The 23,106-nt window shown below is 32.7% G+C and carries 19 protein-coding genes, 1 tRNA gene and 4 pseudogenes; 12 read left to right on the forward strand and 12 right to left on the reverse strand.

Going from position 1 to position 23,106, the window contains the following annotated elements; all coding sequences use genetic code 11:
- Positions 1–217: 217 nt before the first annotated feature.
- The 3 genes from OPR44_RS04840 to OPR44_RS04850 form a co-directional block, all read right to left on the reverse strand.
- A complete protein-coding gene (locus OPR44_RS04840; RefSeq protein ID WP_265014564.1) occupies positions 218–1,246 on the reverse strand; it encodes a hypothetical protein in 1,029 nt (342 codons plus the stop codon).
- A gap of 6 nt (positions 1,247–1,252) precedes the next feature.
- The gene (locus OPR44_RS04845; RefSeq protein ID WP_265014565.1) at positions 1,253–2,833 is read right to left on the reverse strand and encodes a hypothetical protein; all 1,581 of its coding nucleotides are present in this window, start codon (positions 2,831–2,833) and stop codon (positions 1,253–1,255) included.
- A 91-nt stretch (positions 2,834–2,924) separates the two neighbouring features.
- Positions 2,925–4,517, reverse strand: a complete 1,593-nt coding sequence (locus OPR44_RS04850; protein ID WP_265014566.1) for a DEAD/DEAH box helicase family protein — start codon at positions 4,515–4,517, stop codon at positions 2,925–2,927.
- 347 nt (positions 4,518–4,864) lie between these two features.
- Between OPR44_RS04850 and OPR44_RS04855 the strand changes: the two genes are divergently transcribed.
- The 3 genes and pseudogenes from OPR44_RS04855 (at position 4,865) to OPR44_RS04865 (ending at position 7,099) form a co-directional block, all read left to right on the forward strand.
- On the forward strand, positions 4,865–5,542 hold the full coding sequence (locus tag OPR44_RS04855) for an adenylate kinase family protein (RefSeq protein ID WP_264377784.1): 678 nt from the start codon (positions 4,865–4,867) through the stop codon (positions 5,540–5,542).
- Entirely contained in the window at positions 5,527–5,967 is a 441-nt protein-coding gene (locus tag OPR44_RS04860; protein ID WP_265014567.1) for an NUDIX hydrolase, read from the forward strand. Before OPR44_RS04855 ends, OPR44_RS04860 begins: the two co-directional genes overlap by 16 nt.
- A 58-nt stretch (positions 5,968–6,025) precedes the next feature.
- A pseudogene (locus OPR44_RS04865) lies at positions 6,026–7,099 on the forward strand (DegT/DnrJ/EryC1/StrS family aminotransferase).
- A 20-nt stretch (positions 7,100–7,119) separates the two neighbouring features.
- Here the strand turns inward: OPR44_RS04865 and OPR44_RS04870 are convergent.
- Positions 7,120–8,210, reverse strand: a pseudogene (locus OPR44_RS04870) (IS481 family transposase).
- Between the two features lie 153 nt (positions 8,211–8,363).
- Between OPR44_RS04870 and OPR44_RS04875 the strand changes: the two are divergent.
- Both OPR44_RS04875 and OPR44_RS04880 read left to right on the forward strand, forming a co-directional pair.
- Entirely contained in the window at positions 8,364–8,525 is a 162-nt protein-coding gene (locus OPR44_RS04875) for a hypothetical protein (RefSeq protein ID WP_264374731.1), read from the forward strand.
- Positions 8,518–8,694: a hypothetical protein gene (locus OPR44_RS04880; protein ID WP_264377776.1), complete on the forward strand. Its 177-nt coding sequence runs from the start codon at positions 8,518–8,520 to the stop codon at positions 8,692–8,694. Before OPR44_RS04875 ends, OPR44_RS04880 begins: the two co-directional genes overlap by 8 nt.
- 363 nt (positions 8,695–9,057) lie before the next feature.
- On the opposite strand, the gene OPR44_RS04885 is transcribed toward OPR44_RS04880, so the two are convergent.
- Both OPR44_RS04885 and OPR44_RS04890 read right to left on the reverse strand, forming a co-directional pair.
- Positions 9,058–9,987, reverse strand: a complete 930-nt coding sequence (locus OPR44_RS04885; RefSeq protein ID WP_264374729.1) for an AEC family transporter — start codon at positions 9,985–9,987, stop codon at positions 9,058–9,060.
- 253 nt (positions 9,988–10,240) lie between these two features.
- Positions 10,241–10,798 carry an acetyltransferase gene (locus tag OPR44_RS04890; RefSeq protein WP_264377266.1) on the reverse strand — a complete coding sequence of 186 codons (558 nt, stop codon included), beginning with the start codon at positions 10,796–10,798 and terminating at the stop codon, positions 10,241–10,243.
- Between the two features lie 16 nt (positions 10,799–10,814).
- Between OPR44_RS04890 and OPR44_RS04895 the strand changes: the two genes are divergently transcribed.
- The gene (locus OPR44_RS04895) at positions 10,815–11,984 is read left to right on the forward strand and encodes a multidrug effflux MFS transporter (RefSeq protein WP_265014568.1); all 1,170 of its coding nucleotides are present in this window, start codon (positions 10,815–10,817) and stop codon (positions 11,982–11,984) included.
- A gap of 425 nt (positions 11,985–12,409) precedes the next feature.
- On the opposite strand, the pseudogene OPR44_RS04900 reads toward OPR44_RS04895, so the two are convergent.
- Positions 12,410–13,198, reverse strand: a pseudogene (locus OPR44_RS04900) (Mur ligase domain-containing protein); the annotation flags it as partial.
- A 52-nt stretch (positions 13,199–13,250) separates the two neighbouring features.
- Here OPR44_RS04900 and OPR44_RS04905 point away from each other — a divergent pair.
- A pseudogene (locus OPR44_RS04905) lies at positions 13,251–13,872 on the forward strand (IS6 family transposase).
- A gap of 141 nt (positions 13,873–14,013) precedes the next feature.
- On the forward strand, positions 14,014–14,790 hold the full coding sequence (locus tag OPR44_RS04910) for an enoyl-ACP reductase FabI (RefSeq protein ID WP_264377774.1): 777 nt from the start codon (positions 14,014–14,016) through the stop codon (positions 14,788–14,790).
- Positions 14,791–15,185: 395 nt separating this feature from the next.
- Here OPR44_RS04910 and OPR44_RS04915 read toward each other — a convergent pair whose 3' ends face one another.
- Together OPR44_RS04915 and OPR44_RS04920 are read right to left on the reverse strand one after the other, a co-directional pair.
- Positions 15,186–15,428, reverse strand: a complete 243-nt coding sequence (locus OPR44_RS04915; protein WP_265014570.1) for a hypothetical protein — start codon at positions 15,426–15,428, stop codon at positions 15,186–15,188.
- Positions 15,429–15,454: 26 nt separating this feature from the next.
- A complete protein-coding gene (locus OPR44_RS04920; RefSeq protein ID WP_265014571.1) occupies positions 15,455–16,363 on the reverse strand; it encodes an OTU domain-containing protein in 909 nt (302 codons plus the stop codon).
- A 118-nt stretch (positions 16,364–16,481) separates the two neighbouring features.
- On the opposite strand from OPR44_RS04920, the gene ychF reads away from it, so the two are divergent.
- On the forward strand, positions 16,482–17,576 hold the full coding sequence (ychF, locus tag OPR44_RS04925) for a redox-regulated ATPase YchF (protein WP_265014572.1): 1,095 nt from the start codon (positions 16,482–16,484) through the stop codon (positions 17,574–17,576).
- A gap of 7 nt (positions 17,577–17,583) precedes the next feature.
- Here the strand turns inward: ychF and OPR44_RS04930 are convergent, their stop codons facing one another.
- Both OPR44_RS04930 and glpX read right to left on the reverse strand, forming a co-directional pair.
- Positions 17,584–19,011 (reverse strand): hypothetical protein, encoded by a 1,428-nt coding sequence (locus tag OPR44_RS04930; protein WP_265014573.1) that lies wholly within the window; start codon positions 19,009–19,011, stop codon positions 17,584–17,586.
- Between the two features lie 142 nt (positions 19,012–19,153).
- Positions 19,154–20,077 carry a class II fructose-bisphosphatase gene (glpX, locus tag OPR44_RS04935; protein WP_265015450.1) on the reverse strand — a complete coding sequence of 308 codons (924 nt, stop codon included), beginning with the start codon at positions 20,075–20,077 and terminating at the stop codon, positions 19,154–19,156.
- Between the two features lie 119 nt (positions 20,078–20,196).
- On the opposite strand from glpX, the gene OPR44_RS04940 reads away from it, so the two are divergent.
- Both OPR44_RS04940 and OPR44_RS04945 read left to right on the forward strand, forming a co-directional pair.
- Positions 20,197–20,361: a hypothetical protein gene (locus OPR44_RS04940; RefSeq protein ID WP_265014574.1), complete on the forward strand. Its 165-nt coding sequence runs from the start codon at positions 20,197–20,199 to the stop codon at positions 20,359–20,361.
- Entirely contained in the window at positions 20,325–22,016 is a 1,692-nt protein-coding gene (locus OPR44_RS04945) for an ankyrin repeat domain-containing protein (RefSeq protein WP_265014575.1), read from the forward strand. Before OPR44_RS04940 ends, OPR44_RS04945 begins: the two co-directional genes overlap by 37 nt.
- A 66-nt stretch (positions 22,017–22,082) precedes the next feature.
- Here the strand turns inward: OPR44_RS04945 and OPR44_RS04950 are convergent.
- Positions 22,083–22,156, reverse strand: a tRNA-Arg gene (locus tag OPR44_RS04950).
- A 151-nt stretch (positions 22,157–22,307) separates the two neighbouring features.
- On the opposite strand from OPR44_RS04950, the gene OPR44_RS04955 reads away from it, so the two are divergent.
- The gene (locus tag OPR44_RS04955) at positions 22,308–23,045 is read left to right on the forward strand and encodes an ABC transporter ATP-binding protein (protein ID WP_265014576.1); all 738 of its coding nucleotides are present in this window, start codon (positions 22,308–22,310) and stop codon (positions 23,043–23,045) included.
- Positions 23,046–23,106: the final 61 nt, after the last annotated feature.

Genomic DNA, 23,106 nt, shown 5'->3' on the forward strand with positions numbered 1-23,106 from the left:
TTTTACAATAATCCGAACGTATCGTAATACGCTACTGGCCTACTATCGACATAAATACATATCTTATCACGTTCGAACTATTATAAGAAAGGCTATACTTCTTGGCACACCTTACATTTTTGTGATTACTAACTTTCATCATCTGTGCTCTCTAAAATATTCGTTGCATAATAGAGCAATCGCTCTTTATTTAGCTTTCCTCCCTTTTTCTTACCTCCTATAAACTTCTCGAAGTGTCTTTCAATTTTGCTATAGGATTAATAAACTCGGTGCTTGGCGAAACAATTTCTTCAGTAGTAAAAGGCTTGACGTTTTTCTCAAGATCATTTTTAACTTCATTTGCTTTATCAACAACACTATTGATAATTTTTTTATCTTCTTCTGAGCTTTGCTTATTTTTTGTTGCACAAGAAGAGTCACCAAGCAGTGGAGAGATAACATAATCTGCAGCTTCTTTTGCCAATTTTATATTTTCCCTTTGTGACAAAATCTCTAGCTCATTTAAGTCACTTTCACATGTAATTCCAGCTTTACCTTGTTGTGATTTTATGTAGTACTCTCTATCACCTTTTGATTCTTCACTCTCTCCAATATCAGACCTACTATTAATCCTATATTGCGATACCGCAGAAGGAATAGTAGAGTCATCATGCTCTTCTACTCTATAATAATGACTATTATAAATGTTAATCCTTTGAATTATATTCTGCAGATAAGATTGCACCTGTTCTATGTTTTGTAAGTCATCTTTTGTGAATTTAAAAGATTTATCTTTTAAATTTTTCCTGAATTTTCTCAAACTTTCCACTTTATCTTGATTTCTTCCTCCTGGATAAATTTGATCAAGTAACTTAAGCAAATAATCACCTTTTTTCAACGGTGATGTTATTTTATCAAATAATTTTAGATGTACTGGATGTTTCAAACATGCATTGATATGCTCTAAGTAATTATTGAAGCTTTTAGTGTCATTTTCGTCCTGTGTTTTTTTTCTCTGTTGATAAACTTCATTAAATTTCTCACTTAACAAATTAATCTCTGTGACACTTTTAACGCTATATTCTGCTATAATATGAGCATAAGTATCCACACTAGGATTATTCCTTAACTTATTAACTTTCTCTGAAAAGCTATTGTAAGTACTTTTTGTTTTTAAGTAATACTCGAAACGATTAAGAAGATACACAACTGTTATAAAAGCATTTCTTAGCATTGTAAACAAAGTACCACCATAATTATCTCTCAATTCTTTTTAATAATTATTAAGCTTTCTTCGTGCATGTTTTAATACACCAATAAATTCCTTCTTACTTTTATTGAAATCATGCTCATTGGTATTGTAAACTTCTATAAACAAATTTAAGGCAATTTCAATACTTTGATCAGCCAGATCGTCAATTCTTTTTAGGCTTTTTATTTCCTGGTTAATATAATCTATTATCTCTGTTGCAAGTTTATTTCCATAAGCTTGTTGATTTGATAATCTTACTACTGATTTATTATAAGCATCAATATACTCTCCTCCTTTCTTGAGTAGATTTATGTCAAAGCTCAATTCACCACTCGAATAGCAAAAGAATGCAGACTTTCTATTAGAGTTTAGGCATCTAAGTCTACCTGGAGCTTGAATAAGCTGTGCAGGCTTGTTGAGATCAGTAGATATTGGATCTATTAGCATTCCAACATGTTGTAAATTGATATCATTGTATCCCTGTACCTTGGTAGGATTTACATCATTACCAACTAATCCCATGCGGCACAAAGCATGATAATCCTTTTCTTCTTTCAATAGATCTTCATATAAATCTTTTAGCTTAGCTTCTGATAAATGGTCTATTGCTAACTTAGCTAACTGTTCCTGATTTAAGTCTTGTAAAATTCTTTTTTTATGATGGTTGATAGACAAATTATTCTTCTCATTTATTGCTTTCTTGAGTTCCTTAGCATGATATGTATCTAGGTTAATTAGATCTTCACATACGCTTTGATTATCACTCGGGGACAATTTCTTTTTTACAAGCTCTTTTACAAGCTCTAATTCTTCTAATGGTTGAGCACTTATATAGTCCGAAAGCTTACTTTTAAGATCTTCTGTAGATAAATTGGCTGAGCTATCTAACATTACTAATTTTACTTTGTACTTATTTTCGTAACAAAAATCTTGTAGTGCTCCTAATGGATATTCTTTTTTATTACAAGAATAACAAGGACTAGAATATCTTGAATAAGTTAGCTTACTACCATCTTGTAATGTCATTCCAAGTGCTTTCCCGAGATCTTCAAGTAGCTTTTTCTCATTTTCTCCTAGGCGTGTAGATCCTTTTTTCTCATCTTGTTCTTTATCTCTCAATCCTCTTAAAGAAGAGGCAAACTTTCTTCTTTCAGCAGCTACTCTTTTGAACAGGTCACAAAAGTCATCCATTTTACCTTCTTCTACTCCATAATATTCAAGGTAGTCTCTCACTACATCGTAATAGCCTCTACTTAGCAAATCTACTAGCTTTGTAGGAACTTGTTCTAATCCCTCAGATGACATCAAGAGATGAAGTTCTTTATCTTGGTTCCAATTCCTTATTAATCTTATAAATAAATCACGGTCTTTATTTTCCTTTAGAAGGTTAATTACAGATCGCATATGCTTAACAAGGTTTTTCTTTAATTTATCGCTTTTAATCCCTTGATCTTCAACGTATGTTTTTAAATCACAATTCTTGTCTAACGCTTTTTTAACTTCTGCTACTAAACCTTCCAAATCTGCACACCTCTTCTCATCAAGCTCGTGTCTATTTAGACCTGTTAAGTATGAAAGTGTATTCTCAATTATTCCATGCATTACACGGAATGCAGAATAATCAGCAATACCACTGAAGTCATAATATTCTTTTACGATTCCTGATGCTTTTTCTTTTGTAATATTGAACCGCTTAGCAACTTGCTCTGTTATGAGAACAATTTTTTTTTGATTGAGTTATTAACTTATATTCTGGTTGGGGTTCGAACGTTCGCTCCAAGAAATCAAGAATCTTTGATTCATTAAACTTTGGTAAGGTTTTGTTTCTACCATATTGCAATATTTTTTTCAGATTCTCTATCTGCTTATTTGACTCAGCTAAAATCAATGCTGGTTCACCAATTACGCTTTGAACATTTCTATATAAATAATTCTCTACTTCTTTTTTTAATTCATCGTCTGTTAAACTTGCATCGCTATATTTATTGTTTTCTTCCGGCTTAAAATCCACATACTCTTCAACGCCATTAGAATATTCTTTTGCTAGATTTTTACTTTTTACTTTGGTATGAACTTGTAGATTTAAATCCCCGTATACACCAGACTTCATTTTATCTGTCAAAGAAAGAGTTTTAAGTAAACCATCATTTTCTTTGATATATTTATGAGTGCTTATTGAAGGCGTTGCACTTAAAAACAGCGTAGGCATAAGTACAGATAAGAGTCCCATACGGTGTTTACACAACTCCTGCTCTGCTACTCGGTGCTCTTCATCAAAGGACAGAGATATAGATTTTTCAATATTTAGTTCAAATTCTTGATTATTAATTGTAACTTTACCATCTTGAATTTTATATTCCTTATCTCCAAATTGAATTTTATCTGCAAGAATTAAAAAATCTTTCTCATCTATATTTATTTTCCCATTCTTTATTTTAAATTCTTTATCTCCAATGTTGAGAGCTTTTATAATATCAGGAAGCTGTTCAAGACCTATTACCTCTAAAAATTGATCCCAATTTTTCATTAAGCTTTCGCTGCTCAATATATAGCACCCTTTATTATCGCTTATCTCTTTCAACTCAATATCTTCAATATCAGAGTCAGATAATACTTTTTTCCAGTCATCACGTTTCTGTGTTACAAGATCTTTACTAGGTGCTAGAGATATGTAAGGTACACCCATTAGCCTAGCTGGTAAATATTCAACAAGCAGTTCTATAAATGTTTTTCCAGTTCCTGTTGCAAGCGCAAACTCTTTAGTTGGACTCTTACCTTCTTTTAAGTGTTCTATTGTTTCTTTGATGTAAGATAAATGTTGTGGAAATATTACAATTTTACCAAGCCCACCTATTGTTGCACTTTTTTCTTTACCTTTGATTGTTACACTATAATGGTGATTACCTTTCTTATCTCTGCTGATTGTCAACTCATGCTGTGTGCACAAAGTAAGTAGATATTCGTCAGTGTAATCTGTCGTATCTTTAATATCTACCGAAGAAGAAGCACTTTCATCAAATTTAACATTGTATGTACCTTCTTCCTTCTTCGTTAAAGTTACACCAATTTGTCTTTCACCTATTGTTACTTTATCATTTATTTCATCTTTATTGCTACTTAACAAACTTTCTATTTTTTCTTTAATGCCCTTCGCAATTTGAGAAGTTTTGCTATTTAATTCAATTGACAGCAAGACTCCCAAGTAAGTCTTTTCTAGCCCTTCTATATTTCTCTTTTTTGAATCGTCATCAAACTTTGTGAATATTTGCGCAGATGAATGTACCATGTTTTTACCTTTAAAATACAGTGTTAATCTTTTAATAATATAGGAAATTAAATAATTAATCAATATATTTAATTAATGAATTACAAAGTAATCATAAATTTTTCTATTATTTCCAAATGAATTAGTATGAACTCTTTAATGTACATTAGTAAAAACCCAAATAATATAACCATTGATAGCAATAAAAACCAAAGATCGTGAAAACTGTTTTCCTTTGAATCTGCAGATCTAGTTTATTAATTAATTTAAAATATTGTACGTGTAAGTTTAGGAGAAGGAAATAGTGAACAAGATGTTGCTGCTTTGGCCAAGTCACTAAATAAAATTAAATCAAAAAGTGTTGCAATGTGTTAGGAAGTCAATCAATAAATAATTATATTCTGATAGGTTGCCCTGGAAGTGGAAAAGGTACTCTTGCAGATGAGATGTCAAAATATGGTTATTTAAAAATTAACACAGGGGATTGCTTGAGATCTGAAGTAAATAACAATACTTCTCTTGGAATTAAAATACAAAAAGATCTAAATGAGGGAATTTTTATCTCTGATCAGGATGTTTGGGAGAGTATCTTACCATCTTTAAATAATGCTATCAAAAGCAAGCAAAAATTTACTCTAGATGCCTTCCCTCAAAATCTTGGTAAATTGGAGTTACTTAAAACTTTTTTAAAAGATAATAAGTTAGTTAATACTGTACAATTTTTTATTTTTAGAGTTGATAAAAGTTTAGCTTTACAACGTATACAGGGAAGATTAACATGTCAAAATTGTACAAAAGTTTATAATGAAATAAGTAAAAAACCTAAAAAAGCTCTTAAATGTGATCACTGCTGTGGTACCTTAATAAAACGTCCAGAAGATAATTTGAATAAATCTACCGAAAGAATAGAAAATTTTTATAATATTACTGCTCCTATTGTTGGAGTAATAAAAAGACAATTTGCAAGTATAGACATAAATAGTAATATAAATGAAAATGCTATTGAAAAATTAAGCTCCAATGAATCTATATGTCAAATAAAATAAGGTTTAAAAGTATAGTTGCAGTTTATTTAATAGTAGAACAAGGCAACAAAACTCTCCTTCTTTTAAGAAAAAATACAGGTTATGCAGATGGACTGTTTGGGTTAGTATCTGGACATGTGGAAGAAAATGAAAGCATAAACGAAGCGTGTGTCAGAGAAGGGCATGAAGAAGCAGGCATTGTACTTAATAGTGAGAATTTGAATCTTGCTTATGTACTACAAAGAAAAGAGAAGGCGTTAACTATACTTGATTTTTTCTTTAGAATTAAGAAATATGAAGGAGCTATTACCAACACCGAGCCACACAAATGTGAAAAATTGGAGTTCTTTAATGTTAAGGAATTACCTAAAAATACTATTCCATACATTAAGTATTCTTTAGATAGAATTAGAATAGGAGAGCGGTATGGGGAATATGGCTTTTAACAGCAATATAACTATCTCCTCGCGCAACGCTGAAAATAGAACCCAAGAAGACTTGGATATGTTGCAAAGAATTTTATTTAAAGGGGAAGAGTTATCAGGAAATCACAGTGTTGTTAGGGAGTACGAAGGAAAGTTAGCAAATTTTTTTGGTGTGAAACATGCAGTTGCCACATCTTCAGGTACAGCAGCCTTACATATAGCTTTAGAAGCTGTAGATACAAAACCAGAAGATGAAATAATTGTACCTGTGACAGGTGCTGTGATGTCAGCTATGCCTATAATTATAAGTAAAGCTACTCCTATATTTGTTGATATTGAGCCAAATAGCTTCGAAATTAACATAAAGGAATTAGAGCAAAAGATAAATTGTAAAACTAAAGCCATTATCTCTGTGCCAATGTGAGGCTATTCTACTTATAGCAAACAGTTAGATAGGATATCTAAAAAATATAACATCCCTATCATTGAAGATGCAGCTCAAGCCATAGGAACTAAGAATGGTATAAAATACGAAGGTACTTTAGGTAAAGTAGGGTGTTTTAGTACGCATGAGTTAAAGTTAATCAGCACTAGCGAAGGTGGCTTTATCTTAACTTCAGATGAAAAGCTTGCTATGAAAATGAAGTCTTTCTCCAAAATTGGTTTTTGTACAATAGAAAAAAGTTTTGGGTGTCGGAAAGGATTAAACTATAAACTATCTCCCTTATCTGCTGGTTTAGGCATTCAACAATTAGCTAGACTATCAAATAAATTAGAACGTAGATTATACATAGCTTCTTTGTGGAAAAAATATTTATGTATCGGTGACATTGCGGAAATAAATTATAATGCAATGTCAATACCTAGTTATTATAGCTTAGTTTTAATAATATCAAAGTTTAAGGGAAAAGACGCAACAAAACTATCGAGCATTTTAGCTCAACATAATGTTATTACGGATATTTATAGATATAAATATAAAATATTACCAGAATATCCTGTTTTTTCACAAGGTATGCAAAATAAGTTATCGAATGACTTCGTTAATGCTAGGAAACTTATTTCACGTTTATTAATTCTTCCAACTCATGAAGGTATAAAAGAAGAAGATATACCATTGTTATCAAACCTAATACTACAGTGCATTCAGTAAATAAATTTAAGTTTTAATAATTATTTCTGAATACCCATTAACTGCACTAGACACAACTTAATCTGACAGGTGAGAATTAACTGACAGAAGAATTGAAAACTAATATCAGTCTTTTGTTTAATGTTACTAATATTTTTCTGAAAAGCAATTTGTTTGCTATCAAGAAAAGTTTGCATAGGCAAAGCAATATTTGCCTGAATGAGGCCTTGTCTCATTGTAAGAACGCAGCCAATGATCAACATCAATCTGCAAATCTTTCAAAGAGCTGTAGATTTTCTTTCTAAAGATAATATTGTAACACTCATCTTGCATAGTTTTATGAAACCTCTCGCATATGCCATTAGTTTGTGGAGAATTGGCCTTAGTTCTTGAATGATCAATGTTTTCAATTCCCAAATAAAGCTGATAAGCGTGATTTTCTGGTTTACCACAATATCCTGTACCTCGATCCGTGAGAATTCGCAATAAAGGAATATTTTGTCCATCAAAAAACGGTATCACTCTATCATTTAGCAAGTCAGCAGAAGTAATAGCTGTCTTATCTACATAAAGCTTAGCAAACGCTACTCTCGAATATGTATCAATAAAAGTCTGCTGGTAAATGAGCACAACACCCTTGATATTGCCTACATAGTAAGTATCTTGAGATCCCAAATAACCTGGGTGTTCTGTGTCAATTTCACCGTGAGCTTCTCTTTGTTCTTTCACTTTTTCTAACGCTGCAAGCTGTTCTTCTGTCAGAATTATTCCGTCTTGCATAACTTTTGTTTCAAGAGCCTTAAGCCTTTTTTTGAAGGTCTCCAGGTCATTTCTCAGCCATACAGAGCTCACACCACCTTCGGAGATCTCTTTTTCTAAGTTCGTTTGCAGATCTTTGTTGTCCGTATGCTGGAAATTCGGTAGCAATATTCACTACTGCTCTTTCTATATCTTCGGAAACTCTGTTTGCAAACAGTGGTTTTTTCTTGCTGATTTCGTGTAATGCCTCTTCTCCTCCATTTTCATATAACTCCTTAAATCTTAAAACGTATCTCTTCATTACCTTGCACGCTTGAGATACATTGCCGAGCTGTTTTGCTAGCTCTAATAAACCTAGTTTTGGTTTTAATATTTTTGTTTCTCATTTCTAACACTCCTTGTTCTTATTATTTTATAACTTACTTTTTTAAAGTGTCAGATCAAATCTTGTTTAATATAGTTCATCTCTCTATTTCATACATGACGCATAATTGCGCCTTTTCCATAAGGCTCACCACCTTAGAGCTTGACTTTATCTAATTGTTATATTGATGCTCAGTGCGGAGAAGTTTTAAATGAAGCATTAGACAATATTAATCTTCCAAATATTACTGAGTGTAAATTAACTTCTAGCATTATTGGCGCAGAAGGCTCAATAGCGATCACTAAATTGTTAAAGAATGGGTAACTTTCCAAATCTTGTTAAACTTGATTTAATTTCTAATGATATTGATGTTGAAAGTGGAATAATATTAATGAGTGCGCTAAGGGGTGGTAGTTTTTCAAATATTAAAGAATTTAATTTACTTTATGACAACGTTTGCAACGAAGGCATAGCAGCATTACGTGAATCATAGAACAACAATATGCTTCCAAATCTTATTAAGTTTAGTTTTCCCTTTAGTATTACTAATGATAACAAAGATATGGAAATGTCAAGCGAATACCTATTAGGTTAATAGCATCATATAGAAAAAGGCAAGTTACATTTATTTGTTGCTGCTCATAGAACATCCAAATTCAACTATAGACCTGCTAAAGGGTGTAGGAAATCTTACTGCTATTGACATTATTGCGAAAATTCCATCAATTGATAACTTCCTATTCTGTGTAAAAAAATAAGAAAGGAGAGGAAAAAAGGATTAGTTTCTTTTATGATTATCCAAGAAGTTTAGTCTAAATTCAAGTTTTGTGAATAGGCCTAGCGCTTAAATTTTTGATCAAAAAGGGACAAGTTTAGTAAAAAATAATGATATTATAAGTGGAACATAAAATAGTCCCACTGCAGTACTAATTAGGAGCAATAAAGTAGCTTTATCTGGTTGGTAATTTAAAATATTAGCAAGTATTATACTGGATCCAGAAATCGGAATAATAGCCAGTAACATCAGTGCTTTATAGATGCTTTCATCGTATATACCTGTAACATGCTTGTCTAGCAAGACAATTCCCAAAACAAATAACGGCCAGAATATGTACTTTGCTACAATAGTGGTCAAGGCAAGCTTCCAATCTACTTTAAAATTTGTAATTTGTGCAATACTTACTCCAAGCAGCACCATTCCTAATGTGATAAATGTACTTCTGATATTTATCATAACATCTGTCAACAAAGTGGGTATTTGTATATCATATATACTTAAAAAGAAACCTAGAATCATTGCATATAATGAGGGAAGTTTGAGTAACTTTAATACGCATTCTTTTGCAGTATAGATACCATTTGCAGCTATATAAAATCCCAAGCTATTTTCAAATAGTACCATTCCTATGTAACAGACAACATACACAGACACTGAATCTTCATCAAATAAAGCCATGGCAATCGGTAGACCAAAATAACCCATACTTGTGCTGCCCGAGCTAAACGCTAATATGTTTCTCGTGTTGTCCTTAAATAAAAAAGAAGAAAGATAATACACTGATAAGGACATAGTACTACCTATAAACCATATCAAAATCGGTAGAGAAATTACTTTTAAATTAACTTCTGTATGAGATACTCCGTATAAAATCACTATTGGATTAGCTATATAAAAGAGTATTTGAGATATAGTATTTCTATCAATTTTAAGATATCTTCCTGCTAAGTAACCAATAAGTATTGTAATGTAAATAGGTAATATTTTGAGGAAAAGAGTAAAGAACATACTAGCCTATTGTGATATCTTTGCTGATAAAGTGATATTAGATTTTAAGGTATTGTAAAAGTAAGTAAAATTTATTTTCCAATTAATCAAGTTCATAGTTAGTTAAAAAAGATTCACTGAGTGCCAAAATTTGTTCTTATATAGGACTTAATAGTGATATTTTTATGATTAAATTATGTTAAGTTTGTATAAAGCTCCTTGTATATTTTTATAAACCACTTGTGGTAATTTAGGTAGATTGTTGAAAAAACACTCATCTTGAATGGTTCTCAGGAATTCTTGCCTTAATCATTAAAATCGCATCATTACTTTCCATAATTTTTTTAAAGCCAACTTTTTCGTAAACACGGATTGCACAAGCATTTGCTATACCTGGGTCGACAAAGGCATTCTCATAAACTTTAAAGACAAATTTGTTTAAAAATATATTCAAAGCTTGTGAACCAACTCCTTTACCTACATAATTCAGCTCTCCGATATACCAGTCTATAGCAGCACAACTTTCTGGAAGCTCTGAAGTATCGTAGCCTTGTTCAGGTGGAAAATCTTGCCTATTATAGTATTGAATATAACCAATATCAACTGCGTCACAATTAATAATGAATGCATACATCGGTTTTTCAATAATTTGCGTCTCAAACTTCAAACGTTTGAACCCCTTAATGTAGGTACTATATTTTTTCTCAATTAACTCTGGTGTCCAATTTATATCTGCATCCCACCATAGCTTTACGTGAGGTGTTTCTAACCATTTTAATAACAGTAAAAAATGTTCTTCTTTCAACGCTTTAAATGTGATATTTTTATTCATTAATGAAAAATCTCAAATGTTACTACCATTTCTGTTAATCCTGTCTCTAATTGCCAAGTTCATTGAGATTGACATTTCCGTACCTAGTTTTCCTGATATGGTGCGCTATTTTAACGTATCAGAAGGAACAATTCAATTAACTATTGCTTATAATTTCCTAGGCTTTTGCATAGGAGGGTTATTTTTTGGTCCATTGTCTGAATGTTATGGCAGAAGAAGGATTATGATCATAGGTAACACTTTGTTATTAATTGGCGCTGTTGGTTGTGTTTTTGCACCGTCGGTTTTTTCTCTTTTAATTTCTCGTTTTATTCAAGGTATTGGTGCAAGCACATCTGTAGTTGTGTTTGCAATCGTTGCAGACAGTTATCAGGGTGACAAAGCAATAAAATTTATTGGAATCATGAATTCTGTTCTAACAGTTGTCATGGCAATTGCGCCAGTGTTAGGCAGTTTCATCAATGAAATTGTAGGGTGGCGTGGTAATTATGCAACTGTTGCAATACTTTGTTTAATCTCCTGGGTTTTACTGCTTTTTCTGTTACCAGAAACAAAAAAGGACCGCGATATTTTCAGTTTTAAAAAAATGATGAAAGATTACAGAAAACTACTATCTAGTCCGAGATTTGTTACGTTGTCTTTGGTACCGAGTCTCTTTTCTGCCGCTTATATGTCATTCATCACTTGTGGACCTTTTCTGTATATGAAGACTTTTGGTTTATCTAGCACTATTTATGCACTACATCAAGGTGCAATAGTTGGGTCCTTCTCACTTATTAGCCTGTTTTCCAGTAAGATCTTAAAGAAACTTGGAGCAATATGGTGTATAATTTCTGGTACAAGCGTGGGTGCTATTGGGTCTCTATTGCTTGTAATACTTAGTTTAATCATGCCCCATTCTTCCTACTTAGTAACACTATCTATGATTATTTTTTCTATCGGTTGTGCAATATGCCAGCCAGTGATTTTTAACGCATCAATAAACGTTTTTCCTGAAATTAAAGGTACGGCTTCTTCTGCACTCTCGTTCATTAGAGCTTTTGTTATGGCTATTTTTATCAGCTTAACAAGCTACGTTTACAACGGTCAGGCAATCAATATATCTCTTCTTGTTCTATCTGCAGTAGCGCTAGAACTTATTTTTACTGCCTATTTATTGTTTTCAAGATCTGGAGAAAATCTATAATCACCATATAGATCCTTCTCATTTCTAGTTATTGCGGTAATATGTATTGCAATTTTGCCGGCTGCTCTAAATGTATCTCTTCCACATCACCTAGTCTATATTAGTTAACAAGTATGAGCTTGCTCATGCGTCTAAAATTTGAGAGCCAACTTTCAACAATCCAATCAAATTCTAACTTTCTTTAAAATACTGTTTCTTGCTGTTTTTATACCCTAAAAAATTTAGCTTACTTTTGTGCTAGTTCGTTCAAATAGCATTAGTACGATTTACTTTTTTTTGGGATGTAGAGATTTTCTAGGGATTGTCTTCTTGAGTTCCATAGTATTTTGTTCAACATTGAAACGAGAGTCCCGTTTCAAGCATTGAAGTGACGAATCAAGAGCTGCTTTTATCCCATCCCTATCAACTATTTGAGTAGTTGACAATGGAATCCAGTTATTTTCGTTTATACTAATCAATACATCAAATTCTATGCTATTATTGTGTTGTTTGACGTTGCTGGCTCTAATCTTATCATTCCCAAACCCAAACGTTATAGAATTATTCTCATCATAATTGACGCTTGCAGAATCAGGTAAAACCGCAAAATCCGCGTTGTTTACAAATCGAGAAAATGCATTTTTGATTTCGTTAAATGTACCGTAATGGTCTATATGGTCGTCATTAATACTTGTTACAACAGCAATATTTGCAGGAATTTTTAACATAGTTCCATCAGACTCATCAGCCTCGATTAAAAAAATGTCACTCTTGCCAAGTTTTGAATTACTCTGATAGGAGTTTAATACTCCTCCCACAATTACAGTAGCATCAGTACCAGAATGATCAAAAATGGAAGCAATCATAGATGTTGTTGTTGTCTTGCCACTTGAACCAGAAACCGCTATCACATATTTACCTTTCATAATTTTAGCCAGCATGTCTGACCTATGCAAAACTGTTTTATTGTTATTTCTTGCTGCAACTAGCTCCACATTATCAGGTTTTATTGCGGAAGAATGTACAACTATTTGAGCTTGTCTAATACTACTTGCATCGTGACTAATATAGACCTCTATACCTAATTTTTGTAACCTATCTATATTGTCGTTTGATCGCGTATCACTGCCTTGAATTTTATAACTGGAATTATGAAGAATTTCAGCAATTGCGCTCATTCCAATTCCACCTATACCGATTATATGTATTACTTCTTTTTTAGGGTTCTGTCGCATTTGTAGGGAAGTAGAAAGAAGAATGATATAATTGTCTAAAAAAAAAGCAAAGATGTTTCGTATCAATCAAAAATTGTTGCCATATTTCAAAGGATTTAGCTTTTTAGAGGATGTTATCTGTATACATGAAATGTCGATTCTCTTTGAGCTATCGAGATTTGGAAGAAATGATGAGTATAAGGGGAGCAAAATGCTACGTTACAAAGGTGGGTTATCACCACTGATAGATGAGGCAGTAAGGAAAAGAAAGAAGCAGGTTGGTAGTAGTTGGAGAGACTTACATTAAATTAAACGGTAAATGGGTTTATTTATATACTGTACTCTTGTGTGTTAGTAGAGACAAGTCTGCAGCACTTGCATTCTTTCGTAAAGCCTTCAGGAGTAACTATCTTCCTGAGAAAATTGTAATTGATAAAAGCGGCAGTAATACTGCTGCTCTTGATGATTTGAATGCAGAAATTTCTGAAGATTACAGTTCTTCAAATAAAATATCTAAATAATATTGTTGATAGATTTATCAAAAAACTAATAAAGCCAATGCTTGGGTTTAAAAGCTTCCATTCCGCAAAGATTACCATCACAGGCATAGAAAATATTCGTATGATTCAAAAAAGACAAATTATTAAAATAATGTTTCTACTTTTGAGAATTTTGCTATATTAATGGCTTCATAACTCCTATAATCCCACCTTTAATGATCTTCTTTCCTATGGTTTATAGATGCGACAGAACCGTTTTTATACGTTAGCTACAGTTAAAACATAATTGACTTTGCCTAGTTAATATTTCAAATTATAAAAAAGGCAAATAATTCTATGATATTGCAGGGTAAAAAAGGGTTAGTAACCGGAATAATAAATAAGAGGTCAATAGCATATGGTATAGCAAAGACTCTATCAGAACATGGAGCTGAGCTTGCAATCACTTATCAAAATGAAACAATAAAAGAGAAATTATTACCAATAGCAAGTGAATTAAATGTAGAGTTAATATTGCACTGTAATGTTTCAAATGAGGAAACTATAGATAATGCTTTTAAGGAAATAAAGGAGAAGTGGGGTGCTATTGATTTTTTGGTACATGCAATAGCATTCTCCGATAAAAATGAGCTAAATGGTAAATATGTCAATACTTCACTAAACAACTTTATTAATGCAATGCATATATCGTGCTATTCTTTTACTGCTTTAGCGCAAAGGGCGGAAAAAATGATGTTAAATGGCGGTAGTTTACTTACTTTATCTTACTATGGTGCTGAAAAAGTTATGCCAAATTATAATGTGATGGGTTTATGTAAAGCAGCACTTGAAGCAAGTGTAAAATATATAGCATGTGATCTCGGACCACAGAACATCAGAGTAAATGCAATTTCTGCTGGTCCAATCAGAACTTTGGCATCTTCTGGAATAAGTGATTTTCACTCCATATCGGAATGGAATAGAAGTAATTCTCCACTTAGACGCAATGTTACAATAGAAGATGTTGGCAAGGCAGCACTATACTTATTAAGCGACCTGAGTAGTGGTACAACTGGAGAAATTTTACATGTTGATTCAGGGTATAATGTTGTGGGAATGAAGATAGTAGACTAATACAGTAATGCAGATGCATGTGAAGCCTGTGTTTTTTTTGTTATCCGAGTAATTGACATTGGAGTCCAGTATCAGCTACTAGAATGACAACATTTTTTAATTAAATCTTCGCATATTAACCATAGGGTTATTATTTTACAAGTATTTGTTGCCGCTGATCTTCTATTTTTACTTCTTCCATTTGGGTTAAGAGATTGTGCATGAGGGTTGCTCTTGAAGTTGCCTTGCAAGGAAAAGTCTTTTTCCTTCCGATCTTGGAGTTGCTTTGCAAGCAAGAAATCCTATTGTTCTTGTGTTTGTTTTGCTAAGACTTTATTCTTATTAAGCAGTGGTTAAAAATGAGCATGGCTTTTATTATAGAATGCCCCCTATAGAAGTATATAGACTATGAAGACTTATCTTACAGGTTGTGGTACTTGTTGTTGATAAAATGTTTTTTCTACACGTGCTTCTTCCACACTGCACCTTCTTGATAAGACTGGCTCCTCAAGGCATTTTATACGTTGCTGTACATCATTAATGCACTGCCCTATAACATCACCAATTTTTCCATCAGCATTTTTTGCCAATAACTCATCAAACTCCCTCTCAATCTCTACTCTCTCAGAGATATCCTTTGAAAGATCACAATATTCCAAAATTTCATCTATATGAAGTTGTTTTGCTAATAGAAAGTCTTGCTCCTGCTCTGTTTTATTAACTCTTGAGTTACAATTTTAGCCCTAGAGTAATGATTTCCTTCAAGATATATTGTTTCTCTCTCTTTACTACCCCATAACTCGTCATTTAATTTATAACTCTCACGATCAAACATCTGATTTAGTTGATCATCATTTATTATTTTAGGATTTGGTTCAAACTTTTGTTGTTTCTCTCTGCCGCTAACTTTACAATGGACATTAATTTCAATGTTAGCTAAAGAAGCTAATAATTGAATTTCTTCAATAAAAGGAAAATAACTTTTACTTTCTATTGCTTCTAGATAGGATTGATAGAGTTCAGGTTTGTCAAGAAATGAGCGTGTAATAAAATCACTGTTATATTCGGTATTATATTCACTCTCACCAATGCCATCAAGAGCCTCTGCATATTCACTGAGATTAAGCACAGCTTGATTATGCGATATATTAAATTTGCTAACAGCTCTACTTACTAACCTCTTCACATTACCTTCAGCATTTTTAATTTTCCTATTTGTTTGCTTAACCAGACCCTTTATTTTATCAGACTTGCCAGTTAAATCCCCTGGCTTATAAAAAAACATATTAAAAACCTTTTCTAGCTGATCCTTTAAAGGAGCTGGCATACTTGGATCATCTAAAGACGTAAATCGACTTAAAAATTTGTGCCATTCCATTCTCATATCTTGCGCTCTTTCAGCTTTATATGTACCAGAACTGTTATCACCAAACACTGCATGAAAAAAGCAATTGCCATCACCTGCAGTATCATATTTAACTACTTGGTTATTAGAAGGTTCTTTTTCTACATTACTCTCTGAAGTCTTGCGTACTTTAGCATTTTCAATACTGTCAAAACCATTTGATAATTTCCGTTTTCTAAGCCCAACCATAATTTCTACCTTAATTCAAGCTATATGTTATTATATTAACTAACTTATTAATAAGTAACTAATTAGGTATAGCAAAAATTTTTTAATTATGCAATAATTAAGGCTTTAAATAGCAAATATGAGCTTTAACTGTGGTATAGTTGGGTTACCAAATATAGGAAAATCAACTTTATTTAATGCACTTACAGAGTCAAGTGCAGCTGAAGCTGCAAATTATCCTTTTTGCACAATCAAGCCAAATGTTGGCAAAGTGCCAATACGAGATCAGCGTTTAAAACAAATTGCCGCGATTGCTCACTCAGGGAAAATAATCTACAATCAACTGGAAGTTGTCGATATTGCCGGCTTGGTTAAGGGTGCGAGCAAGGGTGAAGGACTAGGAAATAAATTTTTGAGTCATATCAGAGAAGTTGATGCCATTGTTCATCTGCTCAGGTGCTTTACGGATGACGATATCAGCCATGTAAACAGTAAAATAGATCCAATATCAGATGCTGAAATAGTGGAAATGGAATTAATTCTAGCTGATATTGATAGCATAGAAAAAAGGCTTCCTCAATTAGAAAAGAAAGCAAAGCAAGGTGGTAAAGAGCTAAAAAAGCAGCTTGAGTTGATGCAAGAGGTTTTAGCTACTTTAAAACTTGGCAAGCCTGCAAGAAGCTTAGAGCATATTGATGAAGATGAAATGAAGTTGCTTCAATTGCTAACAACAAAGCCTGTTATGTATGTATGCAATGTTGAAGATACGAATATCATAACTGGTAATGAACTATCTAAAAGGGTGGAAAAAATGGCGGAAGAAAATAAAAGCAAATTTTATTGTATTTCAGCGAAACTTGAAGCAGATATTGCAAATCTTGATAGTGAAGAGGAAAAACAGAATTTTTTATCAGAATTTGGCTTACAAGAATCAGGACTTGATGGAGTAGCACGTATTATGTATGAAGTGCTAAGTATGATAACTTTTTTTACTGTGGGCCCCAAAGAAGCACGTGCATGGCCAATAAAGATAGGATCAACAGCTGACAAAGCAGCAGGTGTAATTCACACTGATTTTGAAAAGGGCTTTATAAAAGCAGAAACCATAAGCTTTGAAGACTATATAAAATATGGAAGCGAATTAGCTTGCAAAGATGCAGGGAAAATTCGCTTCGAAGGCAGAGATTATATCGTGCAAGATGGCGATATAATGCACTTTAGGTTTAATGTGTAGTATACATCTAACTAGCAAAGTACCCGGGAGTCCAGCCTTTCTTTATGGCTTCCTCTTCGCTGATCTCATCTAGTTCCACGTCATGGAGAATGGAGCTAGGTGTTGTAACAACTTCTTTCCCCTGTGGTTGTATATTCTTCTCCTCCTCACATAATACGTTCTCCAGATATTCTTCTAAAAATTCATATAAAGCTTGATTTTCTATAAGCATATCCTTATTTTGCTTAGCTAATTCTAAAATTTCCCTTACTTGAACATCTTTACCATTAATAGTTACCTGACCAATCTCAATATTACTAGGATTTGCATTTAAACTAATAAAGCAGTCAACAGAATTACCTTTCTCATCTTCTGCACTCCACCTAATTTTCATATCGCATGTTGCATCTTTTGCAAAGCGGTAATTTCTTTGTTGCTTATCATTCTTTTCAATCGTTACAATTAGTTTACCATCGCTGTATATTTTTGCTCTTTTCACCTCATTTTTATTTCTTTCCATCCTTTCAATTTTGTCAGTGAAAAGACGGCTTGTTTCTAAACTCTTTTCAGGTTTAATAATATTTACACTAAGATTATCATAATGATTAACTTCTGCATTTTCGCCTGGCCAATAACGTCCATCAAAAAAGCCTACTAGACCATCTTCTTTTAGAAATTCTTTTGCATCATTCATCCCTTCTTCAATTCGAATAAGATATATACCTAACCTATTTTCAAAATTCTTTTTCTGATCTTCATTAGTAAACTTCTTATCTAATATATTCATTATTTCTTTTTGCTGACTCAATATCGCATAGTTAAAAAGAAAAATATCCCTTTTTCTTCGATAATAATTTGCTATTTTATCAAATGGATCTGCCGGCCGGCCGCTATTATAATTTACATAATCATTAGGGTCTTCACATTTATTATCCTTAAAATCGAATCTCAAATTTTTAAAATCTGATAATACTTCTTCTGCCCTACCTTTAAGAAACTGAAGTGTACTTTGGAGATTTTCTCCATAACTCATTCCATCTTTAATCCTAGAATAAATATACTCACCCAATCTTTTTCTAAACTCTTCTTGTCTTTTGAGATCAGGAAGCTTATTATCTAATATATTGATTATCTCCTTTTGCTTGCTTAACACTACATAGTCAAAAAGGTCTCTCTCTTTTTTATACTTCTCTGCTATTTTGTTAAAACACTTACTATCATTATAATCCAATTTTTCGAAGTCTTGGAGCACGTTTTTTACATCATCCTCACTAAATTGAAGATTTGTTTGAGGAGATGCGTCAGTTCTACTTTGATCATCAAGTTGAGGATTTTTTTTAGTAGATTGGACTAATAAACTTTCTGTGCTGTTAGAGAAAGAATGATTATTTTCTTCAGATTGAGAACTTTTCTTTTTAGACGTATTCGTAAAAAAATTAGTTAGTGAACTAAACATTAAGCACCTCTTAGTATTACTATTTAACTATAACTTAATGCCAAATGTTGTAAAGCTAAAATTAATATGTAAATTCATTTTTTTAAGACAATTATAAGTATCTTCCTTCTATAAAATTTTATAATTAGCATATAACAAATGTTTAAGATATTGATTTTGTTTGTATTTTTATTACTTTACCAGGCAATATTATTAATGAATTAGTCAGACAAATATCTTGGCCAAACTTTACTCCATCCACAAACTCTCCATTTGTTACTCCAGTTGCAATGAACACTGATTCACTTCTTGCCATGTCTTTCACGGTGTAGATTTTTTCTGGGTCAGTGATATTCAAATTTTTTGCTCTTTCTTTTAATTGATCCGTGTCAAATATTAATCTTCCTTCTATCTGCCCACCGATTGAGCTTAGCGCTGCTGCTGCAAGCACTCCTTCTGGAGCTCCTCCTGTGCCGATATACATATCGTGATTGCCATTTATTAGCGAAACTATGGCTGCAACATCACCATCATCTATTAATTTCACTTTTGCTCCTAGCTTCCTAATTTTTGCTATTAATTCATCATGTCTTTCACGTTTAAGTACAGTTACTATAAGATCACTTGCTTTACATCCTTTTGCCTTGGCTAAATTGTCCAGATTCTTCTCAATCCTATTTTTTAGTGAGACTACACCCTCTGGGAGATTTTTTCCCACTGCTATCTTTTCCATATAAACATCAGGTGCATGTAAAAAATCACCTTTTTTTGTTGCAGCAAGAACAGACATTGCCCCTTGTTTATAATGAGCGCAAATCGTAGTGCCTTCAAGTGGATCAACAGCAATGTCAATCTCAGGGCCACTTCCTGTGCCAACTTTTTCTCCGATATATAGCATCGGTGCTTCGTCCCTCTCCCCTTCCCCAATCACAATTGTACCATTTATTTCCATTGAGTTTAGCACCGTACGCATTGCATCAACTGCAACCTGATCGGCCTTTTTTTCATTACCAAGGCCTGCCAATTTATATGCAGCAAGTGCTGCAGCTTCGGTTACTTTCACTAACTTATAGGCTAAATCTTCTATCATTTGCTCGAGAATCATAAATCAATATATATCATGCCATTTGATACTGCAAGATTACTTGACTGAATAATGAAAAAGTTGATATAATAAGCGTATAGCAATAATAGTAAGATTTGAATATGATCGGTAATTTAACTTATGAAGATGTAAAGAAATTTGTAACTGATAATCCTAATATAGCTGCTCAGGAATTTGGTGAGAAGCTAAAACAAAGTGGGCCAACAGATGCAAAGTTTGTGATTTGTTTATGGATATTCTCCGCTCAGGGAAAAGCAGTATTTTAAATGATTATGATACATTTCTAAAAATTGTTGAATTGCTCGCAAAGTCAAATATTAAAATTGATATTGGAGATACTACTTCTAAAACTGTATTAGATTACGCTGTGTCAGGTGAAAAACCTAACGTTATAAAGATATTTTTGGATAGCGATAAATTTGATCAAGAAAGAAAATCGAATGCTTTGTTGACCGCCGTTAATGAAGGTAAAGTTCAAGAGTTTGAGATATTTTTAGATTACATAGATCATACGGAAATACTAGAGGTTCTTAACACAGCTCCTCACAATGAGAGCACTGAAGTTATGAAGATACTCTTGAATAACAAAAGATTTACTGGAGAAGAGAAAGTTCAGGCTTTGAGTCATGCCTCTATAGATGGTGAACTAACAAAAGTTAGGTTACTTTTAAAGTATATGAAAGGCGTACCAGAAGATGGCATAAGAAATCTTTTAGAAATAATTGAAGAGAAAAAATTATCACTTAGAAAAGAACTTAAAATAGATTCTGAATTTAAAGTCGATTTCAGCAATTCTGATCACAATAAATATCTCTCAAGCTGTGTAATAATTGCACTGCTTAGATCAGCAATAAACAAGAAGCAAAACACACCTGATGGAGCGGAGTCCAATGTCAGTAATACAAGCACTGGTCTCACGCTAAATAATGATGACATTAGGAATCTGTGTCTTGATATAGATAGGGTTACAAAACAGGATAGCACAGTTACTAGTTTTGAAGATTTGCAAAAAAGGTTAAAAAGGAAGGGAATTAATCTTCAGAGCAAATGTAAAAAAAATGCTGTACTAGAATATGCAATTAAAGATCAAAATTTGAACGTTATAAAATTTCTCTTACAAAATGGAATGACCATCATCAATGCAATCGGTCAAGAAGGAAGGTATTACGTTAGCAAAATTGAAGAAGACAAATCTATATTATGCTCTGTTGTTCATTATACTGATAACAGTAATGCTGAGATTCTAGGCACGCTACTGCGAAATATTAATGCAGAGCAATCAAAGTTAAATCCTGAAGATGAATTGTACAGATTATACCAACAATTAAAAGATGATGCATTCTGCACTGCTTTTGCAGAAAAGAATTCTGTAGCAGCGACAGCACTGATACAAAATGATCGAGAAATAATTGTGCCGCATGGATCAGCAACAAATAAGGAACAAGAAACATTCCACATAGAAACAAATAGTGTATCCAATAGTAATAGAAATGTTATTAGTAGACCTGTAGCAACAGCGCCTCCAGTTAGTACTAATGGTAATAATAACAAAAATGAAGCACCTGTATCAACAAGGACTGGCCCAACTGTCACACCAAATAATGATAAGAAAGCTAACGGCTTTGTAGAGGCTCAATTTTCTCCACCACATGAAAAAGAAACTAAATACAAAAAAAGTAAGGAGAGTTTTTACGCCTCATTAAGGAGTGATGTTGTTGGAGTTGTTATTGCAGGATTGTTTTTTGCTGCTGCTGTGACGGTTCCATCTTTAGCTGGTGCATTAGTTTGCAGTGTCCTAGCTATTTTAGTTGTAATGGTAACTGGATTACATGTAAAAAATTTTACACTTCCAAGTTACAGCGAAATGAGAGAAAATAAGGTTGAACCTGTAAATTCAAGTTTGAGAAACCATGCAATCTAGCTCCTAGAATCACTTTTTAAACCAATTATAATTTCTTGATTGTTAAACCACTTTATCAAAATTAAGTGGGACTAGTGCGATTCGAACGCACGGCCTTCGGATTAGGAATCCAACGCTCTATCCTACTGAGCTATAGTCCCATGTCTTATGCTATTTATGCAAAATTATAGCAAAAAGTCTCGCATTTTTCTAGGCACCCTGTACAATTAATTCACAATAATAAAAAATATTTCTGTATTTCTTGAATGTAATACTGTTATATTTAATAATACGATTCCAATTGAAAGATTAATGCTAGTTAACAATATTAGTTACTTTTATAGCAATCAAGATGGCTTTGCTTTAAGCAACATCAACATTCAAGTGAAGAAAGGGAGTGTTGCCTGTTTACTAGGTCATTCTGGCTGTGGCAAGTCAACAATTCTAAAATTAATCGCAGGAATAGAAAATCCAAAATCTGGAACCATTGTTATAAATGATAAATTAGTTGCAAGTAACAAAGTGTCAATTGCTATAGAGCGTAGAAATATCGGATTGATTTTTCAGCATTCTGCATTATTTCCTCATAAAACAGTAATAGAAAATATAACTTTTGCTATTTGCAGTACTTCTAAGAAAGAAAAATACCTTACTGCATTGGAAATCTTAAAGCTATTTAATATAGAAAAATATGAAAACATGTACCCTCATGCTTTATCAGGAGGACAGCAACAATTAGTTGCAATAGCAAGAGTAATGGCGCAAAATCCTGATGTTATTTTGCTCGATGAACCATTTTCTAATTTAGATATACTGCTCAAATATCGAATAAGGCACCATATATTGTCACTTTTTAGAAGCAAAAATATTCCTGTACTCATGGTAACTCATGATCCGCAAGAAGCGTTGAAAGTTGCAGATTTTATTTACGTGATAAAAAATGGTAAAATTATTCAATCAGGAGTTCCTAGCTACATATACCACAGACCTAAAGATGATACGTTAGCAAAATTTTTTAGTGAGCTTCCTTTTACTCTACAGCTAAACTAAACTTAATGTTAGGCTAAAACTATTATAAGATAATTAAAAACTCTTGATTTATAATTCAATA

It is taken from the genome of Wolbachia endosymbiont (group B) of Camptogramma bilineatum, assembly GCF_947251825.1.
Lineage (GTDB): Bacteria > Pseudomonadota > Alphaproteobacteria > Rickettsiales > Anaplasmataceae > Wolbachia.